Origin of the sequence: Pseudomonas sp. IT-P74, assembly GCF_949768175.1 — a bacterium.
GTDB lineage: Bacteria > Pseudomonadota > Gammaproteobacteria > Pseudomonadales > Pseudomonadaceae > Aquipseudomonas.
Map to the genome: position 1 here is coordinate 1 of NZ_CATKQD010000015.1, position 22,250 is coordinate 22,250.

General features: G+C 59.1%; 23 protein-coding genes. 10 read left to right on the forward strand and 13 right to left on the reverse strand.

Annotated features, from left to right (window positions below):
- Window positions 1-26: 26 nt before the first annotated feature.
- From ACM6J5_RS12765 to ACM6J5_RS12775, 3 genes are all read right to left on the reverse strand, one after another.
- Window positions 27-917 (reverse strand): esterase/lipase family protein, encoded by an 891-nt coding sequence (locus tag ACM6J5_RS12765; RefSeq protein WP_414928627.1) that lies wholly within the window; start codon window positions 915-917, stop codon window positions 27-29.
- A gap of 107 nt (window positions 918-1,024) precedes the next feature.
- Window positions 1,025-1,330 carry a DMT family transporter gene (locus tag ACM6J5_RS12770; RefSeq protein WP_056725381.1) on the reverse strand — a complete coding sequence of 102 codons (306 nt, stop codon included), beginning with the start codon at window positions 1,328-1,330 and terminating at the stop codon, window positions 1,025-1,027.
- Window positions 1,331-1,969 carry an FMN-dependent NADH-azoreductase gene (locus ACM6J5_RS12775; RefSeq protein ID WP_414928628.1) on the reverse strand — a complete coding sequence of 213 codons (639 nt, stop codon included), beginning with the start codon at window positions 1,967-1,969 and terminating at the stop codon, window positions 1,331-1,333.
- A gap of 116 nt (window positions 1,970-2,085) precedes the next feature.
- On the opposite strand from ACM6J5_RS12775, the gene ACM6J5_RS12780 reads away from it, so the two are divergent.
- The 3 genes from ACM6J5_RS12780 to ACM6J5_RS12790 all read left to right on the forward strand — a co-directional run bounded on the left by ACM6J5_RS12780 (window position 2,086) and on the right by ACM6J5_RS12790 (window position 4,813).
- A complete protein-coding gene (locus tag ACM6J5_RS12780; protein WP_414928629.1) occupies window positions 2,086-3,015 on the forward strand; it encodes a LysR substrate-binding domain-containing protein in 930 nt (309 codons plus the stop codon).
- Window positions 3,016-3,293: 278 nt separating this feature from the next.
- A complete protein-coding gene (locus ACM6J5_RS12785) occupies window positions 3,294-4,055 on the forward strand; it encodes a hypothetical protein (protein WP_414928630.1) in 762 nt (253 codons plus the stop codon).
- A 74-nt stretch (window positions 4,056-4,129) separates the two neighbouring features.
- Complete coding sequence (locus ACM6J5_RS12790) at window positions 4,130-4,813, forward strand: hypothetical protein (RefSeq protein ID WP_414928631.1); 684 nt, start codon at window positions 4,130-4,132, stop codon at window positions 4,811-4,813.
- Window positions 4,814-4,896: 83 nt separating this feature from the next.
- Here the strand turns inward: ACM6J5_RS12790 and ACM6J5_RS12795 are convergent, their stop codons facing one another.
- Window positions 4,897-6,963 (reverse strand): AsmA family protein, encoded by a 2,067-nt coding sequence (locus ACM6J5_RS12795; RefSeq protein ID WP_414928632.1) that lies wholly within the window; start codon window positions 6,961-6,963, stop codon window positions 4,897-4,899.
- 388 nt (window positions 6,964-7,351) lie between these two features.
- On the opposite strand from ACM6J5_RS12795, the gene ACM6J5_RS12800 reads away from it, so the two are divergent.
- The 7 genes from ACM6J5_RS12800 to ACM6J5_RS12830 all read left to right on the forward strand — a co-directional run bounded on the left by ACM6J5_RS12800 (window position 7,352) and on the right by ACM6J5_RS12830 (window position 12,643).
- Window positions 7,352-7,822 carry a hypothetical protein gene (locus tag ACM6J5_RS12800; protein ID WP_095945432.1) on the forward strand — a complete coding sequence of 157 codons (471 nt, stop codon included), beginning with the start codon at window positions 7,352-7,354 and terminating at the stop codon, window positions 7,820-7,822.
- A gap of 172 nt (window positions 7,823-7,994) precedes the next feature.
- Entirely contained in the window at window positions 7,995-8,627 is a 633-nt protein-coding gene (locus tag ACM6J5_RS12805) for a TetR family transcriptional regulator (protein WP_095945433.1), read from the forward strand.
- A gap of 285 nt (window positions 8,628-8,912) precedes the next feature.
- Window positions 8,913-9,413, forward strand: coding sequence for an urease accessory protein UreE (ureE, locus tag ACM6J5_RS12810; RefSeq protein WP_150673196.1), 501 nt, complete (start codon window positions 8,913-8,915; stop codon window positions 9,411-9,413).
- Complete coding sequence (locus ACM6J5_RS12815) at window positions 9,410-10,084, forward strand: urease accessory protein UreF (protein ID WP_095945435.1); 675 nt, start codon at window positions 9,410-9,412, stop codon at window positions 10,082-10,084. The genes ureE and ACM6J5_RS12815 overlap by 4 nt, the downstream gene beginning before the upstream one ends.
- Before the next feature lie 23 nt (window positions 10,085-10,107).
- Window positions 10,108-10,722, forward strand: coding sequence for an urease accessory protein UreG (gene ureG, locus ACM6J5_RS12820; protein ID WP_046039876.1), 615 nt, complete (start codon window positions 10,108-10,110; stop codon window positions 10,720-10,722).
- Between the two features lie 27 nt (window positions 10,723-10,749).
- Window positions 10,750-11,322, forward strand: coding sequence for a HupE/UreJ family protein (locus tag ACM6J5_RS12825; protein WP_414928633.1), 573 nt, complete (start codon window positions 10,750-10,752; stop codon window positions 11,320-11,322).
- Window positions 11,323-11,503: 181 nt separating this feature from the next.
- The gene (locus ACM6J5_RS12830; protein WP_414928634.1) at window positions 11,504-12,643 is read left to right on the forward strand and encodes an AGE family epimerase/isomerase; all 1,140 of its coding nucleotides are present in this window, start codon (window positions 11,504-11,506) and stop codon (window positions 12,641-12,643) included.
- Window positions 12,644-12,650: 7 nt separating this feature from the next.
- Here the strand turns inward: ACM6J5_RS12830 and ACM6J5_RS12835 are convergent, their stop codons facing one another.
- The 9 genes from ACM6J5_RS12835 to ACM6J5_RS12875 all read right to left on the reverse strand — a co-directional run bounded on the left by ACM6J5_RS12835 (window position 12,651) and on the right by ACM6J5_RS12875 (window position 22,135).
- Window positions 12,651-13,556, reverse strand: a complete 906-nt coding sequence (locus ACM6J5_RS12835; protein ID WP_095945438.1) for a cation diffusion facilitator family transporter — start codon at window positions 13,554-13,556, stop codon at window positions 12,651-12,653.
- 170 nt (window positions 13,557-13,726) lie between these two features.
- Window positions 13,727-14,488: an SDR family oxidoreductase gene (locus tag ACM6J5_RS12840; protein ID WP_414928635.1), complete on the reverse strand. Its 762-nt coding sequence runs from the start codon at window positions 14,486-14,488 to the stop codon at window positions 13,727-13,729.
- A 297-nt stretch (window positions 14,489-14,785) separates the two neighbouring features.
- Entirely contained in the window at window positions 14,786-15,034 is a 249-nt protein-coding gene (locus tag ACM6J5_RS12845; protein ID WP_414928636.1) for a hypothetical protein, read from the reverse strand.
- Window positions 15,035-15,332: 298 nt separating this feature from the next.
- Window positions 15,333-16,049 (reverse strand): ABC transporter ATP-binding protein, encoded by a 717-nt coding sequence (locus ACM6J5_RS12850; RefSeq protein ID WP_007979701.1) that lies wholly within the window; start codon window positions 16,047-16,049, stop codon window positions 15,333-15,335.
- The gene (locus ACM6J5_RS12855; RefSeq protein WP_095945441.1) at window positions 16,046-16,918 is read right to left on the reverse strand and encodes an ABC transporter ATP-binding protein; all 873 of its coding nucleotides are present in this window, start codon (window positions 16,916-16,918) and stop codon (window positions 16,046-16,048) included. Before ACM6J5_RS12855 ends, ACM6J5_RS12850 begins: the two co-directional genes overlap by 4 nt.
- Complete coding sequence (gene livM / locus ACM6J5_RS12860) at window positions 16,915-18,198, reverse strand: high-affinity branched-chain amino acid ABC transporter permease LivM (protein ID WP_095945442.1); 1,284 nt, start codon at window positions 18,196-18,198, stop codon at window positions 16,915-16,917. Before livM ends, ACM6J5_RS12855 begins: the two co-directional genes overlap by 4 nt.
- A gap of 3 nt (window positions 18,199-18,201) precedes the next feature.
- Entirely contained in the window at window positions 18,202-19,116 is a 915-nt protein-coding gene (locus ACM6J5_RS12865) for an ABC transporter permease subunit (protein WP_008048116.1), read from the reverse strand.
- 239 nt (window positions 19,117-19,355) lie between these two features.
- Complete coding sequence (locus tag ACM6J5_RS12870; RefSeq protein ID WP_008048115.1) at window positions 19,356-20,489, reverse strand: ABC transporter substrate-binding protein; 1,134 nt, start codon at window positions 20,487-20,489, stop codon at window positions 19,356-19,358.
- Window positions 20,490-20,851: 362 nt separating this feature from the next.
- Window positions 20,852-22,135: an NAD(P)/FAD-dependent oxidoreductase gene (locus tag ACM6J5_RS12875; RefSeq protein ID WP_414928637.1), complete on the reverse strand. Its 1,284-nt coding sequence runs from the start codon at window positions 22,133-22,135 to the stop codon at window positions 20,852-20,854.
- Between the last annotated feature and the right edge of the window lie 115 nt (window positions 22,136-22,250).

The following is a 22,250-nucleotide window of genomic DNA, read 5'->3' on the forward strand; positions in this document are numbered from 1 at the left end:
TTGCTCGCGATGAACGATAACCCGGTCTAAAGCCCTGCCGCGGTCAGCCGCGCCGCATGCTCGACAAACAAGCGGATCGGCTCGGCTCCCTTGCCTACCAGCCCCAGCGACTGGTTGACGATATCGAAGTGATCCAGCGGATATTCGTCACCAATCACCATGCCCAGATGCGAGCTGTAGCGTCCGACCATGCCGTCGCAATGCCCGGTTTCGCGGACGAAAGTTTTAGCGAACAGCCGGCAAGTGCGGTTGGTGCCGTCCAGCAGATTGCGCCCGCGATCGGTGATGCCCGGTTGCAAGGTGCCGGACCAGGAGTAATAGCGCACGCCGTTGACCTCCTCCGGCCCCTGACCACCCCAGGTCTCGGGCAATCCCTGTGGATAATGCTGGTTGAACAGCGCGACGCCAGCGCTGGTGAGGGAGTGATGGGACGCATGGATAGCCACCGGCAGCTTCGGCCCGCGGTAACCGGTGTCCAGCCACCCCATCAGCACGGCGACCATTCGCAGAAAAAAGCACAGTAGACGACCACGGACACTGTCATGGGGGTAATGCTCGTGCAGGTAATCGGCGAGCTCCGAACCGTGGTTCGGCCCCGCCACCGATGTCACCGATGCCACCAGGTCCGGGCGTTTGGCCGCGGCATAACGGGCGGTCAACGAGCCCTGGCTATGGCCGATCAGGTTGACCTTGGCGGCCCCGGTCTCCCGCAGAATTTCGTCGATACGCACAAGCAATTGTTCGCCGCGCACTTCGTTCGAATTGAGCGGCGAGACCTGCACGGCGAACACCACCGCACCACCATGGCGCAACGTCTCGACGATCCCGTACCAGTACGGATAAAACACCAACCGGATGAACCCGAGCATTCCCGGGACTAACACCAGCGGGTAGCGCGGGGCAGAACCTTGCGACATGGGCGGACATCCTGGTGGTCGGGCGGTGACGCAAGGCGGGATGCAAGACATCCGCCAAGCATCGCCAGCGAAGATGACAACTCAGCGACAAGTCTATGTCATCCGCCCTACTTCAACCCCACCACGCCCGCCACGATCAGCCCGACCGAGACCAGCTTGATCACGCTCAGGCTTTCACCCAGCAGCGCGAAACCGAGAAACACCGTGCCCAGCGAACCGATGGCGGTCCAGATCGGGTACGCGATGCTCACCGGCAACTCGCGCATGGCCAGGGTCAGGAAATAGATCCCACCCACAGCGGCCACCACGGTGATCAGCGAAGGCCAGAGCCGGGTAAAGCCCTCGGCGTACTTCATGCCCATGGCGAAGGTGACTTCGAACCCGGCGGCGACCAGCAGAAACAGCCAGGCCATCTAGAACTCCCCGGCCAGCGCCAACAGACGCCGCTCAGCCTCGGCGGCAGAGATCTCAAAGCTACGCTCGGCGGACTCTTCACCCTCGGCAGCCACCACGGTGACGTCCGTGATGCCGATGAATCCGAGCACCGTGCGCAGCAGCGTGTCGGCATGGTTCATGGCTTCCAGTTCGCCGCCCGGGCCAAAACCGAAGCCGCCACGGCTGGTGATGATCAGGGCTTTTTTGCCCTGCACCAAGGGTTGGTACTGGGCCACGCCATTGTCCAGGGTGTGAGCGAAGGTCACTCCCACCCGCACAATCTGATCGATCCAGGCCTTCAAGCCGCTGGGTACGCTGAAGTTGTGCATCGGCGTGGATATCAACAGCACATCGTGGCCAAGCAGTTCGCCAACCAGTTCGTCGCTGAGGGCCAGGTCAGCCTGCATCGACAGCGGCCGAGCGGCGGGCTCGGGGTAAAACGCGGCGGCCACGAATGCCTCGTTGACCGGAGGAATCAGTGCCCGACCGACTTCGCGCCGGGTCAACTGTGAATGTGGATGACGGGACTGCCAGGCCGACAGAAACACTTCGGCCAAACGCCGGGAGTGTGAACGGTCACCACGGGGGCTGGCGTGAACGGCAAGAATTCTACTCATCTGTCTCTCCTCAGGGCTAAACTCAAACGGCTTGTGGCTTGTGGCTTGCAGCTTGAAGCTCACCACCGTCCTCGTTCAAATGAGCAGAAATCAGTCTGGATGAATTCATTTCATCCATGGAGTGTTCAATGTTTGCCTCGTTGCCGTTGACCGCCCTGCGGGCCTTTGAATCCGCCTCGCGCCTGTTGAGCTTCAAGGCCGCCGCCGAAGAACTGTCCGTTACCCCGACGGCGGTGTCCCACCAGATCCGCTCCCTGGAGAGCTGGCTCGGCGTGCCGTTGTTCGAGCGCCTGCCACGCCAGGTACGCCTGACCGAATGCGGCGAACGGCTGTTCCAGAGCCTGCACGGGGCTTTCCTCGAAGTGGCGCAAAGTGTCGATACACTGCGTCCGCAACGCAGCGGCGCCAACCTGACGGTCTCCACCACCGCCGCCTTCGCCGCCCTGTGGCTGGTGCCACGCTTGGGACGCTTCTACGCCCGGCACCCGAACATCAATGTGCGCCTCGATACCCACTGCGAGGTCATCGATCTGCATCAGGACGCCAGTGTCGATCTGGTGCTGCGCTACAGCCTTGATGATTACCCCAACCTGTACGGCCAGTGCCTGTTCGATGAGTCCTTTGGTGTCTACGGCTCGCCCGAACAAGTGGCCTTGGCGTCGAGTCGCACCCCCACACTGATCAGCGTTCGTTGGCACAACTCCAAGCTCTATGCCCACGGCTGGGAAGCCTGGTGCGCTCGCTCCGGCGAAACCTGGCTAAGCGACCAGCCCGCCGTGCGCGAGTACGACGAAGAGCATTACGCCCTGCAAGCGGCAATTGCCGGCCAAGGCCTGGTGCTGGCGAGCAATATTCTGGTGTCGGAAAGCGTGGCCAGTGGCCTGTTGTTGCCGTACCGGGGGGAAATCCAGGTCGACGGTGCCGGCTACAGCGCACTGTGCGTGCCTGGACGCGAACGTCATCCACCGGTTCGGGCTTTTTTTGCGTGGTTGCGTGAAGAGGCATTGTTGTCCGGGCATGCGCTGGCACCTGGGGTAAATGACTGACCGGCAGATATCCCGTTACCGAAAGCTACAGCGCCAACTGCGAAGCGGCGCTGCGCCTGCTCGGCGAATAGCCGGTCATCGAACTGATGATATGGCGGATATACTGAAAAACTTGTGGCAACCAACAAAGCCATATGGCAACTAGCTCACCAAAATAACTTTATCGAAAGTTCAAAACACCAGCATCGAGTTACAAACACTCACTGGACTTGCCACACCACTTATTTATATTAAAACCACAGACAAGAAGTCTGCTTTAATCATAAAGGACTAGAACCATGCACATTGAACAACGACTTGAATTCCTGGATTCACTGCCAACCTTGGCAGCACCCACCACACCATCAATGCAACCTTTTTCCGTACACACTCCGATAGACCCCAATAAAGAAAGCGGCACTGTCGGCCCGGAAATGATGAACATCTATATGGCCGGTGTTTCGGAACAAAACCGCAAAGATGTCGACAACTGCAAGCTACTGGTACAAAACGCCGCAACTAAACTCTACGACCCAATCAAAGAGCTGCATCAATGGTACAAATATTACATCGACACACTGGCAAAACTTGGCTGGGTCACTCAAGCCTCCCAGGTAAAAGACCAGACGATCAAGCGCAGCGGTCTAACCATGGATATCGTTGCCGCCCATGTTTTGCAAGGACTGGTGGGGGCAAATGCTCCGAAATTGCTGGAACTGGCATCCAAAGCTGTAGATGGTGTAAAAAACAACCAAGGCCTGATCGACATTTACAATCGGAAAGCCAATATTGGATCTGACGCCAAATTTGACATGTCCCCTGTATGGCAGACAAAGGAAGGCTCCCCGATGATGGTCCTTAACTGCAACACCCTTAATGTTCGCGAAAGCAGTAGAGGCATTCTGTTCTGGAAATCCACTAGCCAGGAAACACGTATCAAGACAGCAGCGCAGGCTGTATACCTTAACCTTGGAGTGTATGACCAAGTGCGTAATGGGGTGCTCAAAAAACTCGGACAGGCCGCTGAAGAGGCTCTTGACGACATCCCTGGCTACCAATAAATCCCGACGTTTCTGAATAAAAGGTTCGTAACTACTTTACGAACCTTCACAAACATAACTTAACGAGGTCACGGATGACTCAAAACAAATCAGAAGTTTATGTCATCGCTGGAAACATCACTATCTTCCTGGGCTCCCACGCAGAGACACTAAAGCAGGACATCTTGCATTCTAGCCTGCTCGCACATTTAGCAACCAGTCTCAACGCGCCCCTCGACGACCGACTTAGCCCATACAGAAAACTTCTTGGCTCTATATTCTGGACAACTAAAAGTAGCGGAAGCCAGATCCTGAAAAAACAACCGACGAGCCTTTTAACGCTCATAGAGCTGGCGCTACAAGATTTCTTATCAGCGTCACAGAAAGCTCAAATATCGGAATGCCTCACCTCAATAAAGCGCCTGCCGGATCAATCCAACGTTATTGAAGCAACATTAAACAAATTACAACTAAACACCCCCAACACAAACAACTTTAATGCTGAAAGCGGCATCAACATCCATCCATTCCTAACCATTATCCTCGAAAACAAAACCATTATTTCCATTCAGATTTCATTGGATGCCAGCCACCCTGTAAACATTTCCTTCCTTGACGAACACCTGGACAAAGAAGACATACTCAGCGATCTTAAAATAAGCAAATGGACTGCTTACCTGGAGCAAGAAAAATACAACAGCATTCGCAAGACGGTTATAGACAAACTCGGCAGCAAGATAAAAACCGACTTGATTCAAGTTGAAGTTACGCAGCGATAGAAAATTACGTTACCGGTAATCCGCCCACCACGCTATTGGCAACCGATTGGCCAATAGCGTTAACCTGCGTCAATCCTCCATCGTCACTTGACGGTCTTCGGCGCCTTGCCCGCCTTCATCTGCTCCAGCAACGGCGCACACTGGTTCGCCTCGCCCCCACTCGGCGCCACCAACGCCAGCAATCCTGCCGCCGGTGCGGCGATCACGCCCAGCGCCACCATCCCGGCTCCGCGCAGCATCAACGGCACGGCCTTTACCCCGGCATCGGGCTTGATGAACTTGCCGCGCACATACAGCGGCGAGCGCAATGAAATCAGACGCCAGCCCTTGGATTCCGGGGTGATGGTCAGGTCCAATTGCTCCGTCGCCATGTTCGCCGTGCCATCGATGTAAACAATGGCGTTCTCGGTGTCGAACACAAACAAACGGGTACTCGCCAGGCCGGACTGGATGCCGAAGTCCGCGGCGGCGCAGTTGATCTTCACTTCCTTGTCACCAAAGATCTTGCCCACCACGTAGTTGCCGACGTTCAGGCCCGCCAGCTCCATCAGTTCGCGACTGATGGCTCCATCGTTGATCAGCATTTTCAGATTGCCATTGGCACTGCCCAGCAGTTTGGCCACCGAGTTGCCACGCCCGCTGATATCTGCATCGCCGTTGAGCTCACCGAAACTGGTTTTCATCGGCTCAAAACCGGGGAACAACTGCTTGAGCTTGAAGCCTCGCGCCGTGAGCCTGGCTTGGCCCTCAAGTGGATCGGTGCGGCCGTTCAGGCGAATCTGCGCATCCAGCTTGCCGCCGGCCACGCCGAAGCGCAGCGGTTCAAGGCTGAGCACGCCATCGGTGAGCACCAGATGGGTATAGAGGTCGTTGAACGGCAGTTTTTCGCTGTGCACGATGCGCTTGCCAGTGAATTCGACATCGGCGTCCATATCGCGCCAGCGATCGGTCTTGAACTCTTCGACCGGCAGCACTTTGTCCGCGGGTTGTTTACTGTCACCGCCCCGGGCCTTCTGTTCGGCGTTGGAGTCGGCACCGATCAGCGGCGCCAGGTCAGCGAACAGCAATTGATTGGACAACAGCGAGCCGCTGAGTTTTGGCCGTGGCTGGCTGGCCACGTAAGTCAGATTGCCGTGGATGTCGCTTTCGCCGATCTTGCCGTTGAATTCTTCATAGCGGAACACCGCGCCACCCGCCTCGTGCAACCTGGCGACCAGGTGGCCGTCGGTGGCATAGGGTGGTGTGTCCGGCAGGATCACGCCGGTCAGCGGATAGAGGTTGCCCAGGCTGATGCCGGCCAGTTTCAGGCGCAAGTCCAGGGCGCCGAGATTGAGCGGATCAGTCAAGGTGCCAGCCAGTTCGACGCTGGAATCGGCGATCTTCACCTGTGCCTGAAGCGGAAACGGCCGTGCCGCGTCCTGCAACGCCAACAGCCCGCCAATCTTGCCCTGGCCCGCGAGTTTCTGACCGTGGTACTGGCCGTTGACCTTGAGCGCGAACGCATAATCCTGGGGTGACGAGCCCTTTTCCTGCGCGGTTTTCGCTGCTTTGTCGCCGACGATATCGCTGAACGGAATCGGTTTGCCCAGTGGATCGATCAGTACGTCGAGTTGAGTCTTCAGGTTCTGGTCGTCGAGGGTGACGTGGCCCTTGTCGAAGCCGATCGCACCGATATCCAATACCCAGCTCGAAGGCTCGGCGTTTGGGTCCTTCGGGTCGAATTTGAAGGTCCAGTTGGCGCGCCCGTCAGCCAGGCGTTGCAGTTGGGCATTGGGCTCGGTGAGATCGATACGTGGGATCACCACCCGCTGCGCCAGCAATGCCAGGGGTGAAATACGCAGCTCCACCCGCTTGAGAGTGACCATCTGCGGTTGTTTCGACCAGTCGGGATTGCCCAGGCTCAAGTCTTCGGCCACCACATGAGGCCACGGTACCCAGGCGCGCCAGCCGCCTTCATCGGGCTCGGGCTGCCAGACAACCGACAGATTGCCGTTGATGGCAAAAGCGCGGTGCAGTTCTTCAGAAACTTTGGCGTTGAGCGGCGCTTTGATCCGGTTCCAGTCGAAGAACACGATGATCAGCACCAGCACCATCAACAAGGTAAGGAAAGTGGAAAGGGTCCAGACAAACGTCTTTTGAGTGCGCGTCATTGCACAGGGCTCCTGATACGACTGAGCGCCCCGACTGCGACGCACATGTGAAACGGTGAGCCGCAAACGGCTCGCCATGAAAACTACGACTGATAAAAACCCAGCAGGTTTAATCGGTAGACCGATTTCGCCGAATTCATCCAGTCCAATACTGACCAATCAGTCATTCAGCGTTACCGCCCCCCGCACTTTTGCCTATCAAAGATGAGTCGAAAATACCCGTTTCGGTGCAAGACTACTCGCCGGAAACGCCCGGTTTAGAGGCTCCGCAGCAAACAATCAATTCCGTTGATTATTACCATTGCGTTTATGAACTTTCATATCGATTTATCGAGAGTAGCATTGCTCTCGTACCCACTTTTTCGCACCCCCGAGGAGCACAACGATCATGAAACGCCAACTACTGCTTAGCCTTACACTCTCGATGCTGGCCAGCACTGCTTTTGCCCTGCCAGCAGCCGACCAGGCTACCCCACAAGTGAAACAAGACCACTCAGTGTTCAGCCAGACCATCGCCGCCGATGGCGCCGACCGCACTCCACAAGGCCAGACCCTTGCCGAAGGCGGCAATGATCGCCTGAAAGAAAAAGGCCTGATCACTCAGGATGGCTCGGACCGTACTCCTCAGGGTCAAACCCTGGCTGCCGATGGCTCCGATCGTACCCCACAAGGCCAGACTCTTGCCGCTGACGGTTCCGATCGCACCCCACAAGGTCAAACCCTGGCTGCTGATGGTTCCGACCGTACCCCTCAAGGCCAGACCCTTGCCGCCGACGGTTCGGATCGCACTCCACAAGGTCAAACCCTCGCTGAAGGCGGTGGTGACCGTGTGATCGAACGCAACAGCGCCGTGAGCTAAGCCCCATGGCCGCCCTGAAAAAAAGCCCAATCCCCGGATTGGGCTTTTGACTTTTCAGTGGTCCGCTTGATAAATGCCGCACCTCCCCGCTTGATCCCACCACAGTCGTTCGACGCCGGCAAAGCCGATTTGCTAGAGTGCGCCGCGTCCCTGTCCAGAAAACGCCCTTGCGATGCTGCCCCGCGCCGAACAGAAACAACAAACCCGTAATGCCCTGATGGACGCTGCCCGGCGCCTGATGGATGGCGGCCGAGGATTCGGCAGCCTGAGCCTGCGCGAAGTCGCGAAAACCGCCGGGATCGTACCGACCGGTTTCTATCGGCATTTTGCCGATATGGATGAATTGGGCCTGGTGCTGGTCAGCGAAGTAGGCCAGACATTCCGCGAAACCATTCGCCTGGTACGGCACAACGAGTTCGTGATGGGCGGCATCATCGATGCCTCGGTACGGATTTTTCTCGACGTGGTCAGCGCCAACCGTTCGCAGTTCCTGTTTCTCGCCCGCGAGCAGTACGGTGGTTCGCTGCCGGTGCGCCAGGCCATCGGCCGTTTGCGTGAAAACATCAGCTCGGACCTGGCGGCGGATTTGTCACTGATGCCAAAACTGCAGCATCTGGAGATCGCCGACCTCAGCGTCATGGCGGACCTGATCGTCAAGAGCGTGTTCGCCACCCTGCCGGACATCATCGATCCGCCAGCCGAGGCCTTGCCCGAGCACCTGACGCCCCAGGCGAAAATCACCCAGCAATTGCGCTTCATCTTTATCGGTCTGAAGCACTGGCAAGGACTCGGTAGCACCGAGTAACTTTCTGTGGATGAAATCCCTGTGGAAGCGAGCTTGCTCGCGATGAGGGCATGACATCCACCATCTATGTGACCGTTCCACCGCCATCGCGAGCAGGCTCGCTCCCACATTGAACCTCGCCGCTTCAACTTGGTGCGCAAATCAAAAACAGCGCACCAACTTCATCCAAAAGCTCCATCCCCTCGCAACTTATCCGACCCATCCCACAGCCATTTCCTACATGTCACGTCGATTGGCAAGCCCCTTGCTCTAGCCTGAGCATTGTCCACTGCTGGAAGCCTTCCGATGCTGGTGATTCATCGCAGAATCGACCCTCAACCCGTTTGGGCCGCCGAGCTGCACCTGACGTTCGAAGCCCGCAGCAAAAGCCGTTTGCGCTGCTTCAGTGCCGAAGGCGAAGACGTCGGGTTGTTTTTGGAGCGCGGCCAGCCGCCGTTGCATGACGGCGAATGCCTGCAAGCCGAAGACGGGCGAATCGTGCGTGTCTGCGCCCGCCCCGAACAATTGCTGCACGTCACCTGCGCCAACGCCTTCGAATTGACCCGCGCGGCCTATCACCTGGGCAATCGCCATGTCGCCCTGCAAGTCGGCGACGGCTGGTTGCGCCTGCTCGACGATTACGTGCTCAAGGCCATGCTCGAACAACTCGGTGCCGTTGCCGTGAACATCGAGGCGCCGTTCCAGCCGGAACATGGCGCCTACGGCGGTGGTCATCATCATTCGCGCCACGGCGATGAAGACTTCAACTATGCGCCGAAACTGCACCAGTTCGGCGTACGCACATGAACCCGGCCTGGGCGCTGCTGCGCCTGGCCAGTCCGCAATTGCCGATTGGCGGCTACAGCTACTCCCAAGGGCTGGAAATGGCTGTGGATAACGGCCGTGTTCACGACCCCGCCAGCGCCCGGCGCTGGATCAGCGATCAGTTGTTGCTGAACCTGGCACGCTTTGAAGCACCCTTGCTGCTCGCCCATTGCGTGGCCGCCAGCGAGGAAAACTGGAACGAATTGCTGCAGGTCTGCGAAGCGCATCGCGCCAGTCGCGAAACCCGCGAACTGCATCAGGAGAGCCGGCAGATGGGCTACTCGCTGCAGCAATTGCTCAATGGTTTGCCGGAACTCGACGCGCCCGCCCGTGCCTTCCTCGAACAACGCAGCGAGCCACATCTGGCCCTGGGTTGGGCGTTGGCCGCGCGCGCCTGGCAGATCAGCCCGCAGGACGCTCTTGCCGCGTGGCTCTGGAGCTGGCTGGAAAATCAATTAGCGGTGCTGATGAAAACCCTGCCCCTGGGTCAGCAAGCCGCCCAACGCCTGACCAGCGAACTGCTGCCGCTGCTTCAACAAGCTCAACACAACGCCACCCGAATCGACCCCGATCATTACGGCAGTGCCGCTTTCGGCCTGTCCCTGGCGTGTATGGCCCACGAGCGCCAGTACAGCCGTCTGTTCCGTTCCTAGGGTCTGTTATTTTGGAGAATCACATGAACACACAACCCCTGCGCGTCGGCATCGGCGGCCCGGTCGGTTCCGGCAAAACCGCCCTGACCCTGGCCCTGTGCCTGGCCCTGCGCGAGCGTTACAACCTGGCCGTTGTGACCAACGACATCTATACCCGCGAAGACGCCGACTTTCTGGTGCGTAACGAAGCCCTGGCGCCGGAACGCATCATCGGCGTGGAAACCGGTGGCTGCCCGCACACGGCCATCCGCGAAGACGCCTCGATCAACCTCGAAGCCGTGGATCAACTCAACCGACGCTTTCCGGGGCTGGACCTGATTCTCGTGGAGTCCGGTGGCGACAACCTCTCCGCCACCTTCAGCCCGGAATTGTCGGACCTGACGATCTACGTGATCGACGTCTCGGCCGGCGACAAGTTGCCGCGCAAGGGCGGGCCGGGGATCTGCAAATCCGACCTGCTGGTGATCAACAAGATCGACCTCGCGCCGCTGGTCGGCGCCTCGCTGGAGATGATGAACAGCGACACCCAGCGCATGCGCAACGGCAAACCGTTCGTGTTCAGCAATCAGAAAACCGGCCTGGGTCTGGAAGAGATCATCGCCTTCATCGAACGCCAGGGTTTGCTGACCGCGGCCTGATCACGACTTCAACAAGGAAGCTTATCCATGACACTCAAACGCATTCTCGGCGCTCTGGCCCTGCTGCTGACTCCGGCCCTCGCCTTCGCCCATCCGGGGCACGACGACAACGGTTTGATCGCCGGTATCGGCCATCCGCTTGGCGGCCTCGATCACTTGCTGGCGATGCTCGCGGTCGGTCTGTGGGCGGCACAGCAGCAAGGTGCTGCGCGTTTGGCGCTGCCGTGCACCTTTGTCGGCTGCATGTTCATTGGCGGGCTGTTGGGTTTTGAAGGATTGAACCTGCCGGCACTGGAGAGCGGGATTGCCGCTTCCGTGTTGGCCTTGGGGCTGGCGGTTGCCCTGGCAGTGCGTCCACCGTTGGTGATGGCGTTGGGTGCGACGGCGTTGTTTGCACTGTTTCATGGCGTCGCGCACGGGCTGGAACTGCCGGACATGTCGAGTCCCTGGACCTACGCCGCAGGCTTTGTCGCGGCGACGGCGGTGTTGCACGCGGCGGGTTATGCGCTGGTGCGGGTGTTGCCGCAGGCCGCAGCGCCTTTGGTACGGCTGGCGGGCGCGGCTTCGGCGGCAACCGGGGTGTGGTTGTTGGCGGGTTGATTTTTTGTTGCCTGTGATGACCCCTTCGCGAGCAGGCTCGCTCCCACATGGGTCCTGTGCGCACAGCTCCATTGTGGGAGCGAGCTTGCCCGCGAAGGCGGCCTGACAGACACAGCCTCTCTCAGGTCAGCCTCTCTGCTAACATGTCGCGCAATCGCCCCTGCCGTGACGACGCCAGCCAATGCCGCCTGTTTCCCGTTCTGCCTCCCAGCTTGAATTGACCGCCCTGTTCGCCTCGGTGCAACAGCACTTCCTGAACGTCATCGTGCCGCTTTGGCAAGGTCCGGGCTGGAACGCCGACATGGCGTTGCCCTACGAGGCGCTGGATGCCGAACACCGACCGCTGCCACCGCAACGCTACCGGGCCATGGCCTGTGCGCGGCAGTTGTATCTGTTTGCCAGCCTGATCGGTCAGGTGCCGGGTGCCGAAGAACGTGCCGCTGCATTGTTCCGCTCGTTGCAGCGGCACTTCCACGATGCCGAGCACGGCGGCTGGTTCTACAGCGTCGATGCACAAGGTGCGCCGCTGGATCAGCGCAAGGACCTCTACACCCACGCCTTCATCCTGTTCGCCTGCGCCCATTACTGGGACAAGGTCCGCGAACCGCTGGTGGAGTCGGTGCTCAACGCCTCGCTGGAAGTGGTCGCGCAGCGTTTCGCCACGGACGACGGTCTGTACGAAGCCACGCTCGACCGCGACTGGGCATCGCTGGACAGCGGCCCTTTGCAAAACCCGCTGATGCACCTGGCCGAAGCTTTCCTCGCCACTCTGTCGGTGCGCGAAGACCTCGACGTGCAACAGGCGCTCGTCGGGTTATGCACAGCCATGCACGCGCGCTTCATCGATCCGCAGCACGGCGTGTTGATGGAAAAGCCGCTGGGGTCTGTGGATAACTGGTTTGAACCGGGGCACCAGTTCGAGTGGTATTTCCTGCTGGAATCCTCGCCGCTGTTGCGCAATTCGACGCTGCATGCCGATCTGGAACGGGCCTTCGCCTTTACCGAGCAAGTGGGCGTCGATCAGCAGACGGGTGCCGTGCGGGCGATGCTCTACTTTGCAGCGGATGGCGGCGTCCGGGACGCCACGCAGCGTATCTGGGCCCAGGCCGAGTACCTGCGCGCATTGACGCTGCGTCCGGATAACGAGGCCGTCGTGCTGCGTCAATTACAAGTATTGCAGCAGCGCTCGCTGCATACCGGCGGCTGGCACGAATGCCGTGACGAGCACGGTGAAGTCAGCCGCCGCGACATGCCGTCGACCACGCCTTATCACCTGGCGACCTGCTATCGCGGGTTGGCGCAATATCTCGCCACAAGGTGAAATCCAATCACTCAGTCCACTTGCGATCCCCGGTAAAGCTGATGGTCAGCCATCGCGCGGCATCCGGCTTACCGAGTTTCGCGGAAATCTCCTCGCGCAAACTGTCCAGTTGCCCCACACCGTCCAGCCAGTAATCCTTCGGCAATACGATGTGAATCTCGATAAAACAGGCCCTGCCGTGTTTCTGCACGTAGGAAATGTAATCGTCGAAACCATGCTCGACCTTCGCCACCTCCATCACCTGACGCACCTTGTCGTCCAGTTGATCAGGAACGATCCCCAACACATCGCGCAAGGCCGGCCCGAGGATTTTGAACGCTGGGGGGAGCATGCCCAGGGCCAGCAGGATCAGGATCATCGGGTCGACATACACCGCCCACTTGTCGTAACCCTGAGTCTTGAGCAACAGCGCGATGAGGAAACTCACCAGCAGTCCCGCCGACAGCATCGCGTCCACCAGCCAACTGATGTTGTCGAACTGGATCAGCGATGATTTGAGTGTGCGATTGCGATGGCGGACGTAGAAGAAGTAAATGAGCTCAACGACGGTGAACACCGCCGCGTAGAGGATCACCAGACCGAGTTCGACCTCGCGGCCTCCATTGATGATGCCGAACACACCATTGAGAAACGCATAAACGGCCACCAGGAATATGAAACAACCTTCGATCACCAGCACCATGGGCTCCAGGTGCCAGGAACCGAACTGGAAGCGCTGGTTGCTTTCCTTGGCGATCAGCCGGGCGGTGATCAGCATCAGAACCTTGATGAAGGCCGCGATCAACGAAAAAAAGCCATCGAACAGGATGGATTGGGCGCCCGAAACAAAACCGGTGATGATCCCGGCGAATGTCACGGCGAGCATCAGGAAGGTCGATTGTTTGAGCAGCGACTGCTCGCCTCGATTGCTCACTTGATCTCCTCTAAAACCTCTAGACCGCCGGGTGTGGCGGGCTGCTTGAGGGAGGAGTCTAGCTGAAGCTTTGTGTCGCCTGTCGGCCCCTTCGCGAGCAGGCTCGCTCACACAGGTTCAATGCGATCCATGTGGGAGCGAGCCTGCTCGCGATTGGCCGTTACGCGGTCTTAAGACTTACGCTCGATCGCAAACCCGGCCCATGTCTGGCTCACCGGCATCAGCTCCAGGCTGTTGATGTTGATGTGCGCAGGCGCATTGAGCACCCAGAAAATGGTCTCGGCGATGTCCTGCGGCTGAATCGGCTCGGCACCGGCGTAAGTGGCGTTGTAGCGCTCCTGGTCACCGGCAAAACGCACCAGCGAGAACTCGCTCTCGCACAGGCCCGGCTCGATGTTACTGACCCGTACGCCCGTGCCTTGCAGGTCGCAACGCAGGTTCAGGGAGAACTGTTTGACGAACGCCTTGGTCGCGCCATACACGTGGCTGCCCGGGTACGGGTAGTTGCCGGCGATGGACCCCAGGTTGACGATACCGGCACCACGACCGTAGGCAATCAGGCGCGGCAACAGCAGACGGGTGCTGTACATCAGGCCTTTGACGTTGGTATCGACCATGGTGTCCCAGTCGTCGAGGTCGCACTTGGGCGCCGGATCAACCCCCAGGGCCAGCCCGGCGTTGTTGATCAACCCGCGCAGTTTGGCAAAGGATGGCGGCAGATTGGCAATCGCCTCCTCCATGGCCTTGCGATCACGCACATCGAGCACCATGCCATGGACTTCGGTCTGCTTCGACAGCTCGGCGCACAACGCATTGAGGCGCTCTTCACGACGGCCAGTCAGCACCAGTTTCCAGCCGGCCTCGGCAAAACGACGGGCACAGGCTTCACCAAAACCGGAGGTCGCGCCGGTAATAAACAGGGTGTTGGACATCGTGTTCTCCTTGCTTCGGCTGATCGCCAGCCATTGGAATAGAAAATCAGCAGGCAGCATGCCCGGCCTTGTTCACAGCGGCAACCACCGTTCAATCTGTTCAAAAAATGCTCAATCCCGGCAAACCCTTGACCAGCGTGGCCTACAGCCATGTGCGCGCACGTTATCCACAGGCCGGTCCACAGTCTTTGGGGGCAAGTGGAAAAGCCGCAAGCCGCTATCCACAAGGCTTTGCGCGGGGTTTTGAAACTTTTTTGCTTGACCCTCAACCGCCTGCTGTGTAGCCCTTGGCCATTTTCATGACTGACGGGTCAAACCGACGATGGCGCCAAGCCAGTAACCACGGCCTTCAGCCGAGTCTTTCCAGAGTTTAATCACAGACTTATCCACAGGCTTGCCCAGGTCGTTTCCATGCATTTTCATCCCGAACAAAAAGGTTGACAAAGCGGCTTGCAAGCTGCGCAAAAACACCTGATCAAAAAACAACCGCACCTCTGCAAGCCACGGTTTAAAAGGCCTACAGCCAGCTACTCCCACGTTATTCACAGCCGGTTCCACAGCAAACGGGGACAAGTCAAAACCGTGACAAAACAACTATTTGCAGCGGCTTTATGTCGCGCTTTACGAGCTTGGGAATATTGTTTTCCACAATTTCCACCGCCCCCCCTGTAGGAGCGAGCCTGCTCGCGATGGACGTCATCGATAACGCGAACATTCTGGATAAATGCGTTGTCCTGGGGATCTTCGCGAGCAGGCTCGCTCCTACAGGGGATTTGCGGTGTTTGGGGGGATGTAAAAAAGCCCCGGCGATTGCGCGCCGGGGCTTGTGTTTAACAACAATGACTCAGTGCCCGCCGAGATAGGCGTTACGCACATCCTCGTTGACCAACAATTCCTTGCCGGTGCCGGTCATGCGGATTTCACCGTTGACCATCACATACGCCCTGTCCGACAACCGTAGGGCGTGGTTGGCGTTCTGCTCCACCAGGAAGATGGTCATGCCGGTCTTGGCCAGTTCCCGCAGGGTGGCGAAGATCTGCTTCACCACGATCGGTGCCAGGCCCAGGCTCGGCTCATCGAGCAGCAACAACTTGGGCCGGCTCATCAGGGCCCGGGCGATGGCGAGCATTTGCTGTTCGCCACCGGACATGGTCATCGCCCGTTGGGTACGCCGCTCTTCGAGCCGAGGGAACAGCTCGAACATGCGCTGCATGTCCTCCTTGGCGTACTTGTCACCGATAGGGATGGTGCCCATCAGCAGGTTCTCCTCGACGGTCATGTCGGGGAACACCCGTCGCCCTTCCGGCGATTGCGCGATGCCGTTGGAGGCGATGTAGTGGGACGACTTGTGGGTAATGTCCACACCCTGATAAAGGATCTGCCCGTCGGCTGCCCTTGGCTGGCCGAAGATCGACATCAGCAGGGTCGACTTGCCGGCGCCGTTGGAGCCGATCAGGCTGACGGTTTCGCCTTCGTTGATGTGCAGCGAGACGCCTTTAAGGGCCTGGATCGGGCCGTAAAACACGTCCAGATCCTTGAGTTCGAGGATGGGTTTACTCATACCACCTCCTCTTCTTCGGCGCCCAGGTACGCAGCAATCACTTTCGGGTCGTTGCGGATGTCGTCGGGACCACCCTCGGCAATGACGATGCCGTGGTCCAGCACCACGATGTGGTCGGAAATACTCATAACCATGCCCATGTCGTGTTCGATCAGCACCACAGTCAGATCGTGCTCGTCGCGCAGCAGCCGGATCATCGCGCTCAGCGCTTCGGTTTCCTGAGGGTTGAGGCCGGCGGCCGGTTCGTCGAGGCAGATGATCTGCGGACGGGTGCACATGGCCCGGGCGATTTCCAGGCGGCGTTGCTGGCCGTAGGACAGTTCACCGGCCAATCGGTTGGCGCAGTCCACCAGGTCCACCACTTCCAGCCAGTAGAACGCGTGGTCCAGCGCATCGCTTTCGGCCTTGCGATAGCCCTTGGTGTTGAGGATACCGGCCAGCATGCTGCGGTTGACCCACATGTGCTGGGCCACCAGCAGGTTTTCCAGCACGGACATTTCCTTGAACAAACGAATGTTCTGGAACGTACGCGCCAGGCCTGCACGGTTCACCAGGTGGGTGCCGCCGAATGCCTTGTAGAACAGCCGACTGGCGAAGGATTTCGGCGAAACGAAATCCGTTGGTTTGAACGACTCGCCCAGCAATTTGATGACGTTGGTCTGTTGCCCACGGATGTTGAGTTCGATCTTGCCGCCGGAGGCCTTGTAGAACCCGGTCAGGCAGTTGAACACCGTGGTCTTGCCGGCGCCGTTGGGGCCGATCAAAGCGAAGATCGAGTTGCGGTGCACTTTCAGGCTGACATCGCTCAACGCCTTGATGCCGCCGAAGTGCATCATCAGCTTTTCGACACTGAGTACGACTTCGCTCATGGCGCTACTCCTTTACGCGGGGTCACACCGGTACGGCTGATCCGAATCAGGCCGCGCGGTCGCCAGATCATCATCAACACCATCAGGATGCCGAACAGCAGCACGCGATACTCGGCAAAACCACGCAGCAGCTCAGGGGCGACGGTCAGCACGAAGGCTGCGATCACCACGCCTATGGTCGAACCCATGCCCCCCAGTACCACGATGGCGAGGATCAGCGCCGATTCGAAGAAAGTGAACGAGGTCGGGTTGACGAAGCCCTGGTAGGTGGCGAAAAACACCCCGGCCAGACCGGCCGTCGAGGCACCAATGGTGAACGCCGAGAGCTTGACCAGTACGTGGTTCAGGCCCATGGAGCGGCAGGCGATTTCGTCTTCGCGCAGGGCTTCCCAGGCACGGCCGACCGGCATGCGGGTCAGGCGATGCTTGATGTGCAGCACGGCCAGGACCACCAGGAACAACACGGCGTAGATGAAGTAGTACTTCACGTCAGGGTTGTAGGCGATGCCGAAAAACTCATGGAACGGCACTCCGCCCTCTTTCGCCCTTTTTCCGAACTCGATGCCGAAGAAGGTTGGCAACGGCGCTGCCATGCCATTCGGGCCGCCGGTCAAGGACAGCCAGTTATTGAGGATCAAGCGAATGATTTCACCGAAGCCCAGGGTCACGATCGCCAGGTAGTCACCGTGCAGGCGCAGCACCGGGAAACCGAGGATGCAACCGGCCAGACCGGCCGTGATCGCCGCCAGCGGCAACACCGTCCAGAAACCCAGCCCGAGGTATTGATAACCGAGCGCCAGGCCGTAGGCGCCGATGGCGTAGAACGCCACGTAACCGAGGTCGAGCAGGCCGGCCAGGCCGACCACGATGTTCAGCCCCAGTCCCAGCAGCACGTAGATCAGCCCGAGGATGACCACGCCCAGCAGGTAGGAGTTGGAGAAAAACGGGAACACCACGGCGATGACGATCATCAGCGGGATGATCCAGCGCAACCGCGACTTGTAGTCCGGCGCCAGCACATGCACCCCGGAGCCTGTCGTTTCAAAGCCCTCGAGGATTCTCAGGCCCTTGGCTGTCTGCAGGAACAGGCTCAGGGCAAAGCGCCCGGCCATGACGATCGCCACGATCCACGCCACCCGAGTGGTTTCCAGGTTGAAGCCATAGCCATCGAGAACGACGCCGACAATCGGCCCGAACACAATCAGGGCAATGAGGCCGGCAAGAATCGCGTCAACCAGACTTTTTTTGATATCAATGGTTTTTTTAGTGGTTGAAGACATCGCTTACACCTTCGACACAAGAGGACGGCCGAGCAGGCCTTGAGGCCGAAAGACCAGAACGAGGACCAGCAGCGAGAAGCTGAAAACGTCTTTGTAGTCCGAGTTCACCAGACCGGAAAACAGCGACTCGGAAATCCCCAGAATGATCCCGCCGAGCATCGCGCCGGGCAGCGAGCCAATCCCGCCGAGCACCGCGGCGGTGAACGCCTTGATCCCGATGATGAAGCCGGCATAGAAGTCGAATGTGCCGTAGTTCATGGTGATCAGCACGCCGGCCAGGGCCGCCATCGCTGCACCGATGATGAACACGTAGGAAATCACCCGATCGGTGTTGATCCCCAGGATCGAAGCCATCTTGCGGTCTTGCTGGGTTGCACGGCACATGCGGCCGAGCTTGGTGTACTTGATGATGTAGGTCAGCGCGGCCATCCCGACGAACGCTGCGACCAGAATGAAGACCTTGGTGTAGGTCAACTGAACGAAACCGGTACCGATATCAACGCGCCAGGCACCCGAGAGCAGAGTTGGAACGCCTTGTTGCTTCGCGCCCTGGGAGATCTGTGCGTAGTTTTGCAGGATCAGGGAGATACCGATCGCACTGATCAGCGGTGCGAGTCGGGTGGAGTTGCGCAGTGGTTTGTAAGCGACACGCTCGATGACCCAGCCATACACTGCCGTGACGACGATGGTGAAGATCAGTGTGCCAAGCATCAGCAGCGGGAAAGATTCGATACCGAAGTAAGCCAGCAGAGCCAGACTGATTGCCGCGAGGTAAGCGGAAATCATGTAAACCTCGCCGTGGGCGAAGTTGATCATGCCGATGATGCCATAGACCATTGTGTAGCCGATGGCGATCAGGCCATAGACCGACCCGAGGGTCAGGCCGTTGACCAGTTGCTGCAGGAAAATACCATCCATAACGCAATCTCACGCAATGAGAACCTGCACATGTGGCTGTGCGGTTCTTCTAAGGAAAATACAGATTTACGTCGGAGCAATGTCAGCCACGATCAGCCGACACACCACCGCTCTCTGTAGGAGCGAGCCTGCTCGCGATAGCGGTTTAACATTCAACGAATGAGTTGCCTGTCAGTCCGTCATCGCGAGCAGGCTCGCTCCTACAGGGGAACTGTGGAGTCAGCCGATCGAGTCAGCCCTTACTTCTGTTTTTCCAGCTGGTGGTATTTGCCATCCTTGTCCCACTGGTAAACCACGTAGTCGGAGATTTTCAGGTCGCCCTTGCTGTCCCAGGTCTTCTCGCCCATGACGGTCTTCACCGGGTTTTTCTTCAGCCAGGCAGCCGCTTCTTCGCCCTTGTTGGACTTGGCGCCGTTGAAGGCTGCAGCCAGGGTCTGAACCGAAGCGTAGGCGTACAGGGTGTAGCCTTCAGGCTCGGTACCGGCCTTGCGGAAGGCGTCTACCACGGTCTTGCTGTCGGGCAGCAGGCGTGGGTCGGCGCCGAAGGTCATCAGCACGCCGTCAACGAATTGCGGACCGCCAGCGGTGGTCACCAGTTCGTCGGTCACGATGCCGTCGTCGGACATGAACTTGACGTCTTTCAGGCCTTGTTCACGCAGTTGGCGCACCAGAGGACCGGCTTCCGGGTGCAGACCACCGAAGTAGACGACGTCAGCGCCGGCGCCGCGGATCTTGGTCACGATGGTGCTGAAGTCTTTCTCGCCACGGGTCAGGCCTTCATACAGCACAGGCGTTACGCCGCGCTTGACCAGTTGAGCCTTGGTGGCATCCGCCAGGCCCTGGCCGTAGGTGTCCTTGTCGTGCAGCACGACAACCTTTTTGCCCTTGAGCACGTCGACGATGTAGTCGCCGGCCACGATGCCTTGCTGGTCGTCACGTCCGCACATACGGAACATGGCGCTCAGGCCACGCTCGGTCACGGCCGGGTTGGTGGAGCCTGGAGTGATGGCGATGATGCCCGCCTCGTCGTAGATCTCGGAGGCCGGGATGGTCGACGAGGAGCAGAAGTGACCGACCACGCCGGCGACTTTCTGGTTGGTCAGGTCTTTGGCGACCGTCACAGCCTGTTTCGGTTCGCAGGCGTCATCGCCCTTGACCAGTACGATTTTTTCCCCGTTAACCCCGCCCGCCGCGTTGACCGCATCGGCCGCCGCTTGTGCACCCTTCATGTACTGTTCGCCAAATGCCGCGTTGGCACCTGTCATTGGTCCCGCTACGCCGATCTTGATGTCAGCCTGAGCAAACGCAGAAACACCCAGCGCAGTTGCCACTGCGAGGGCCAGAAAGCCTTTCTTGTAAAACGTCTGGGACATGAGGTGATGCTCCTTGGTTTTTTTAATTGGCACTACAACTTCACTGAATGCTCAGAGCAAGGGCCGTGCCATCGGTTTTTTATTCTGAAAAAAGTCGCTGCTTTCTTGTTATTTCGACTGTTTCGATCCCATTTTCATTGGGCGTGCAACCGTCTAGACCGCGGAAGGTAAAACCATTATTTTTTTGAGGCGCAACCCACCTGCGCCATCATTGCAACCGCGGCTTTAAACGACGTGCAACCAGCCTGTAACAACGTGCGTCACCGAAGTGCACACTGCTGGTGCGGGACTGCTACAACCCGCACCACTACAGGCTAGCTGCAGATCGAAAAAGCGCCGCTTCCCACTGCAAAAATCAACCTTCAGATCACGATCCGCAGGCACTGGCCTGCGTGATACAGCGAGAATCCCGCCTCATACAGACAGCTGCGCAAGCCCACCCCGGCCAACGGCTGCATGGGCGCGAAAGGAATCGGTAGCGCTTGAGGATTTCCGTTACACAGGTAATCGGCAAAGGCCTTGCCGACCACCGTTCCCGTGGTCACGCCCCGGCCGTTGTAACCGGTGACCGCCACTAAACCGGGCGCGGGTTCGAACAGACGCATCAAATGATCGGGGGTAAAGGCGATGCAACCGGTCCAGGTGCACTCCCACTCCACCAGTTTGAGGTACGGGAAATAGTGCTGCTGCACCCGGTCGGCCCAGGCTTTGAGGAACCAGGCCGGCTTCTGATTGCCATTACCCAGGCTGCCGAGCAGCAGGCGACCGTCTTTGTCTCGACGAATACTGCTGAGCACCTGGCGGGTGTCCCAGGAACCCTGGCCACCGGGCAGAATTTGCCGGGCGGCGTCTTCGGTCAGCGGGGCCGAGGCCACCTGATAGTAGTAACCCGGGAAGAAATTGCGCCGCAGTTCCGTCCAGTCGCCTTCGGTGTAGGCGTTGGAGGCAATCACCACCTTTTCGGCCATGACCGAGCCCTGGGCGGTTTGCACAGACCAGCGCTGGCCCTGACGTTCGAGTCGGGTGACGGGGGAATGATCGAATAATTGACCGCCCAGGCCGATGGCCGCTTTGGCCAGCCCCGTGGTGTAGGCCATCGGGTTGAGCGTGCCGGCGCGGCGATCGAGCAGCGCGGCGGCGATCTTTTTCGTGCCGGTGGCTTGCTCGCAGGCCCGACCGGTGAGCAACTCCACCGGCGCACCGCGACGTTTCCATTGTTCTTCACGACTGCGCAGATCGGCTTCGCCGCGGGCGTTGTGCGCCATGTGCAGCGTGCCTTCGCGGCGCAACTGGCAATCGATGTTGTACTTGTCCACAAGGCTGAACACCAGGGAAGGCGCCGCCCCCAGCATGCGGTTGAGCTGGCTGCCAACCGCCTCGCCAAACCCGGCTTCGATCTCGTCCGGGGGAATCCACATCCCGGCATTGACCAGCCCGACGTTGCGCCCCGAACCACCATGGCCGGCGCGATGGGCTTCCAGCACACAAACGGTCTTGCCTTGCTCCAGCAGATGCACCGCCGCCGACAAACCGGTAAACCCGGCGCCGATGACGCAGACATCCACCGAAACCTCACCCTTGAGGGCCGAATTGTCCGGCCTTTGCGGCGTCAGTTTTTCCCACAGACACTCTTCGCGTAACGGCATTGCCAGACTCCAGGCAGAAACCTAACCAACACACAGTTCAAATGTGGGAGCGAGCCTGCTCGCGAATGCGGCCTGTCAGTCACATTGATGCTGAATGTGCCGACGCCTTCGCGAG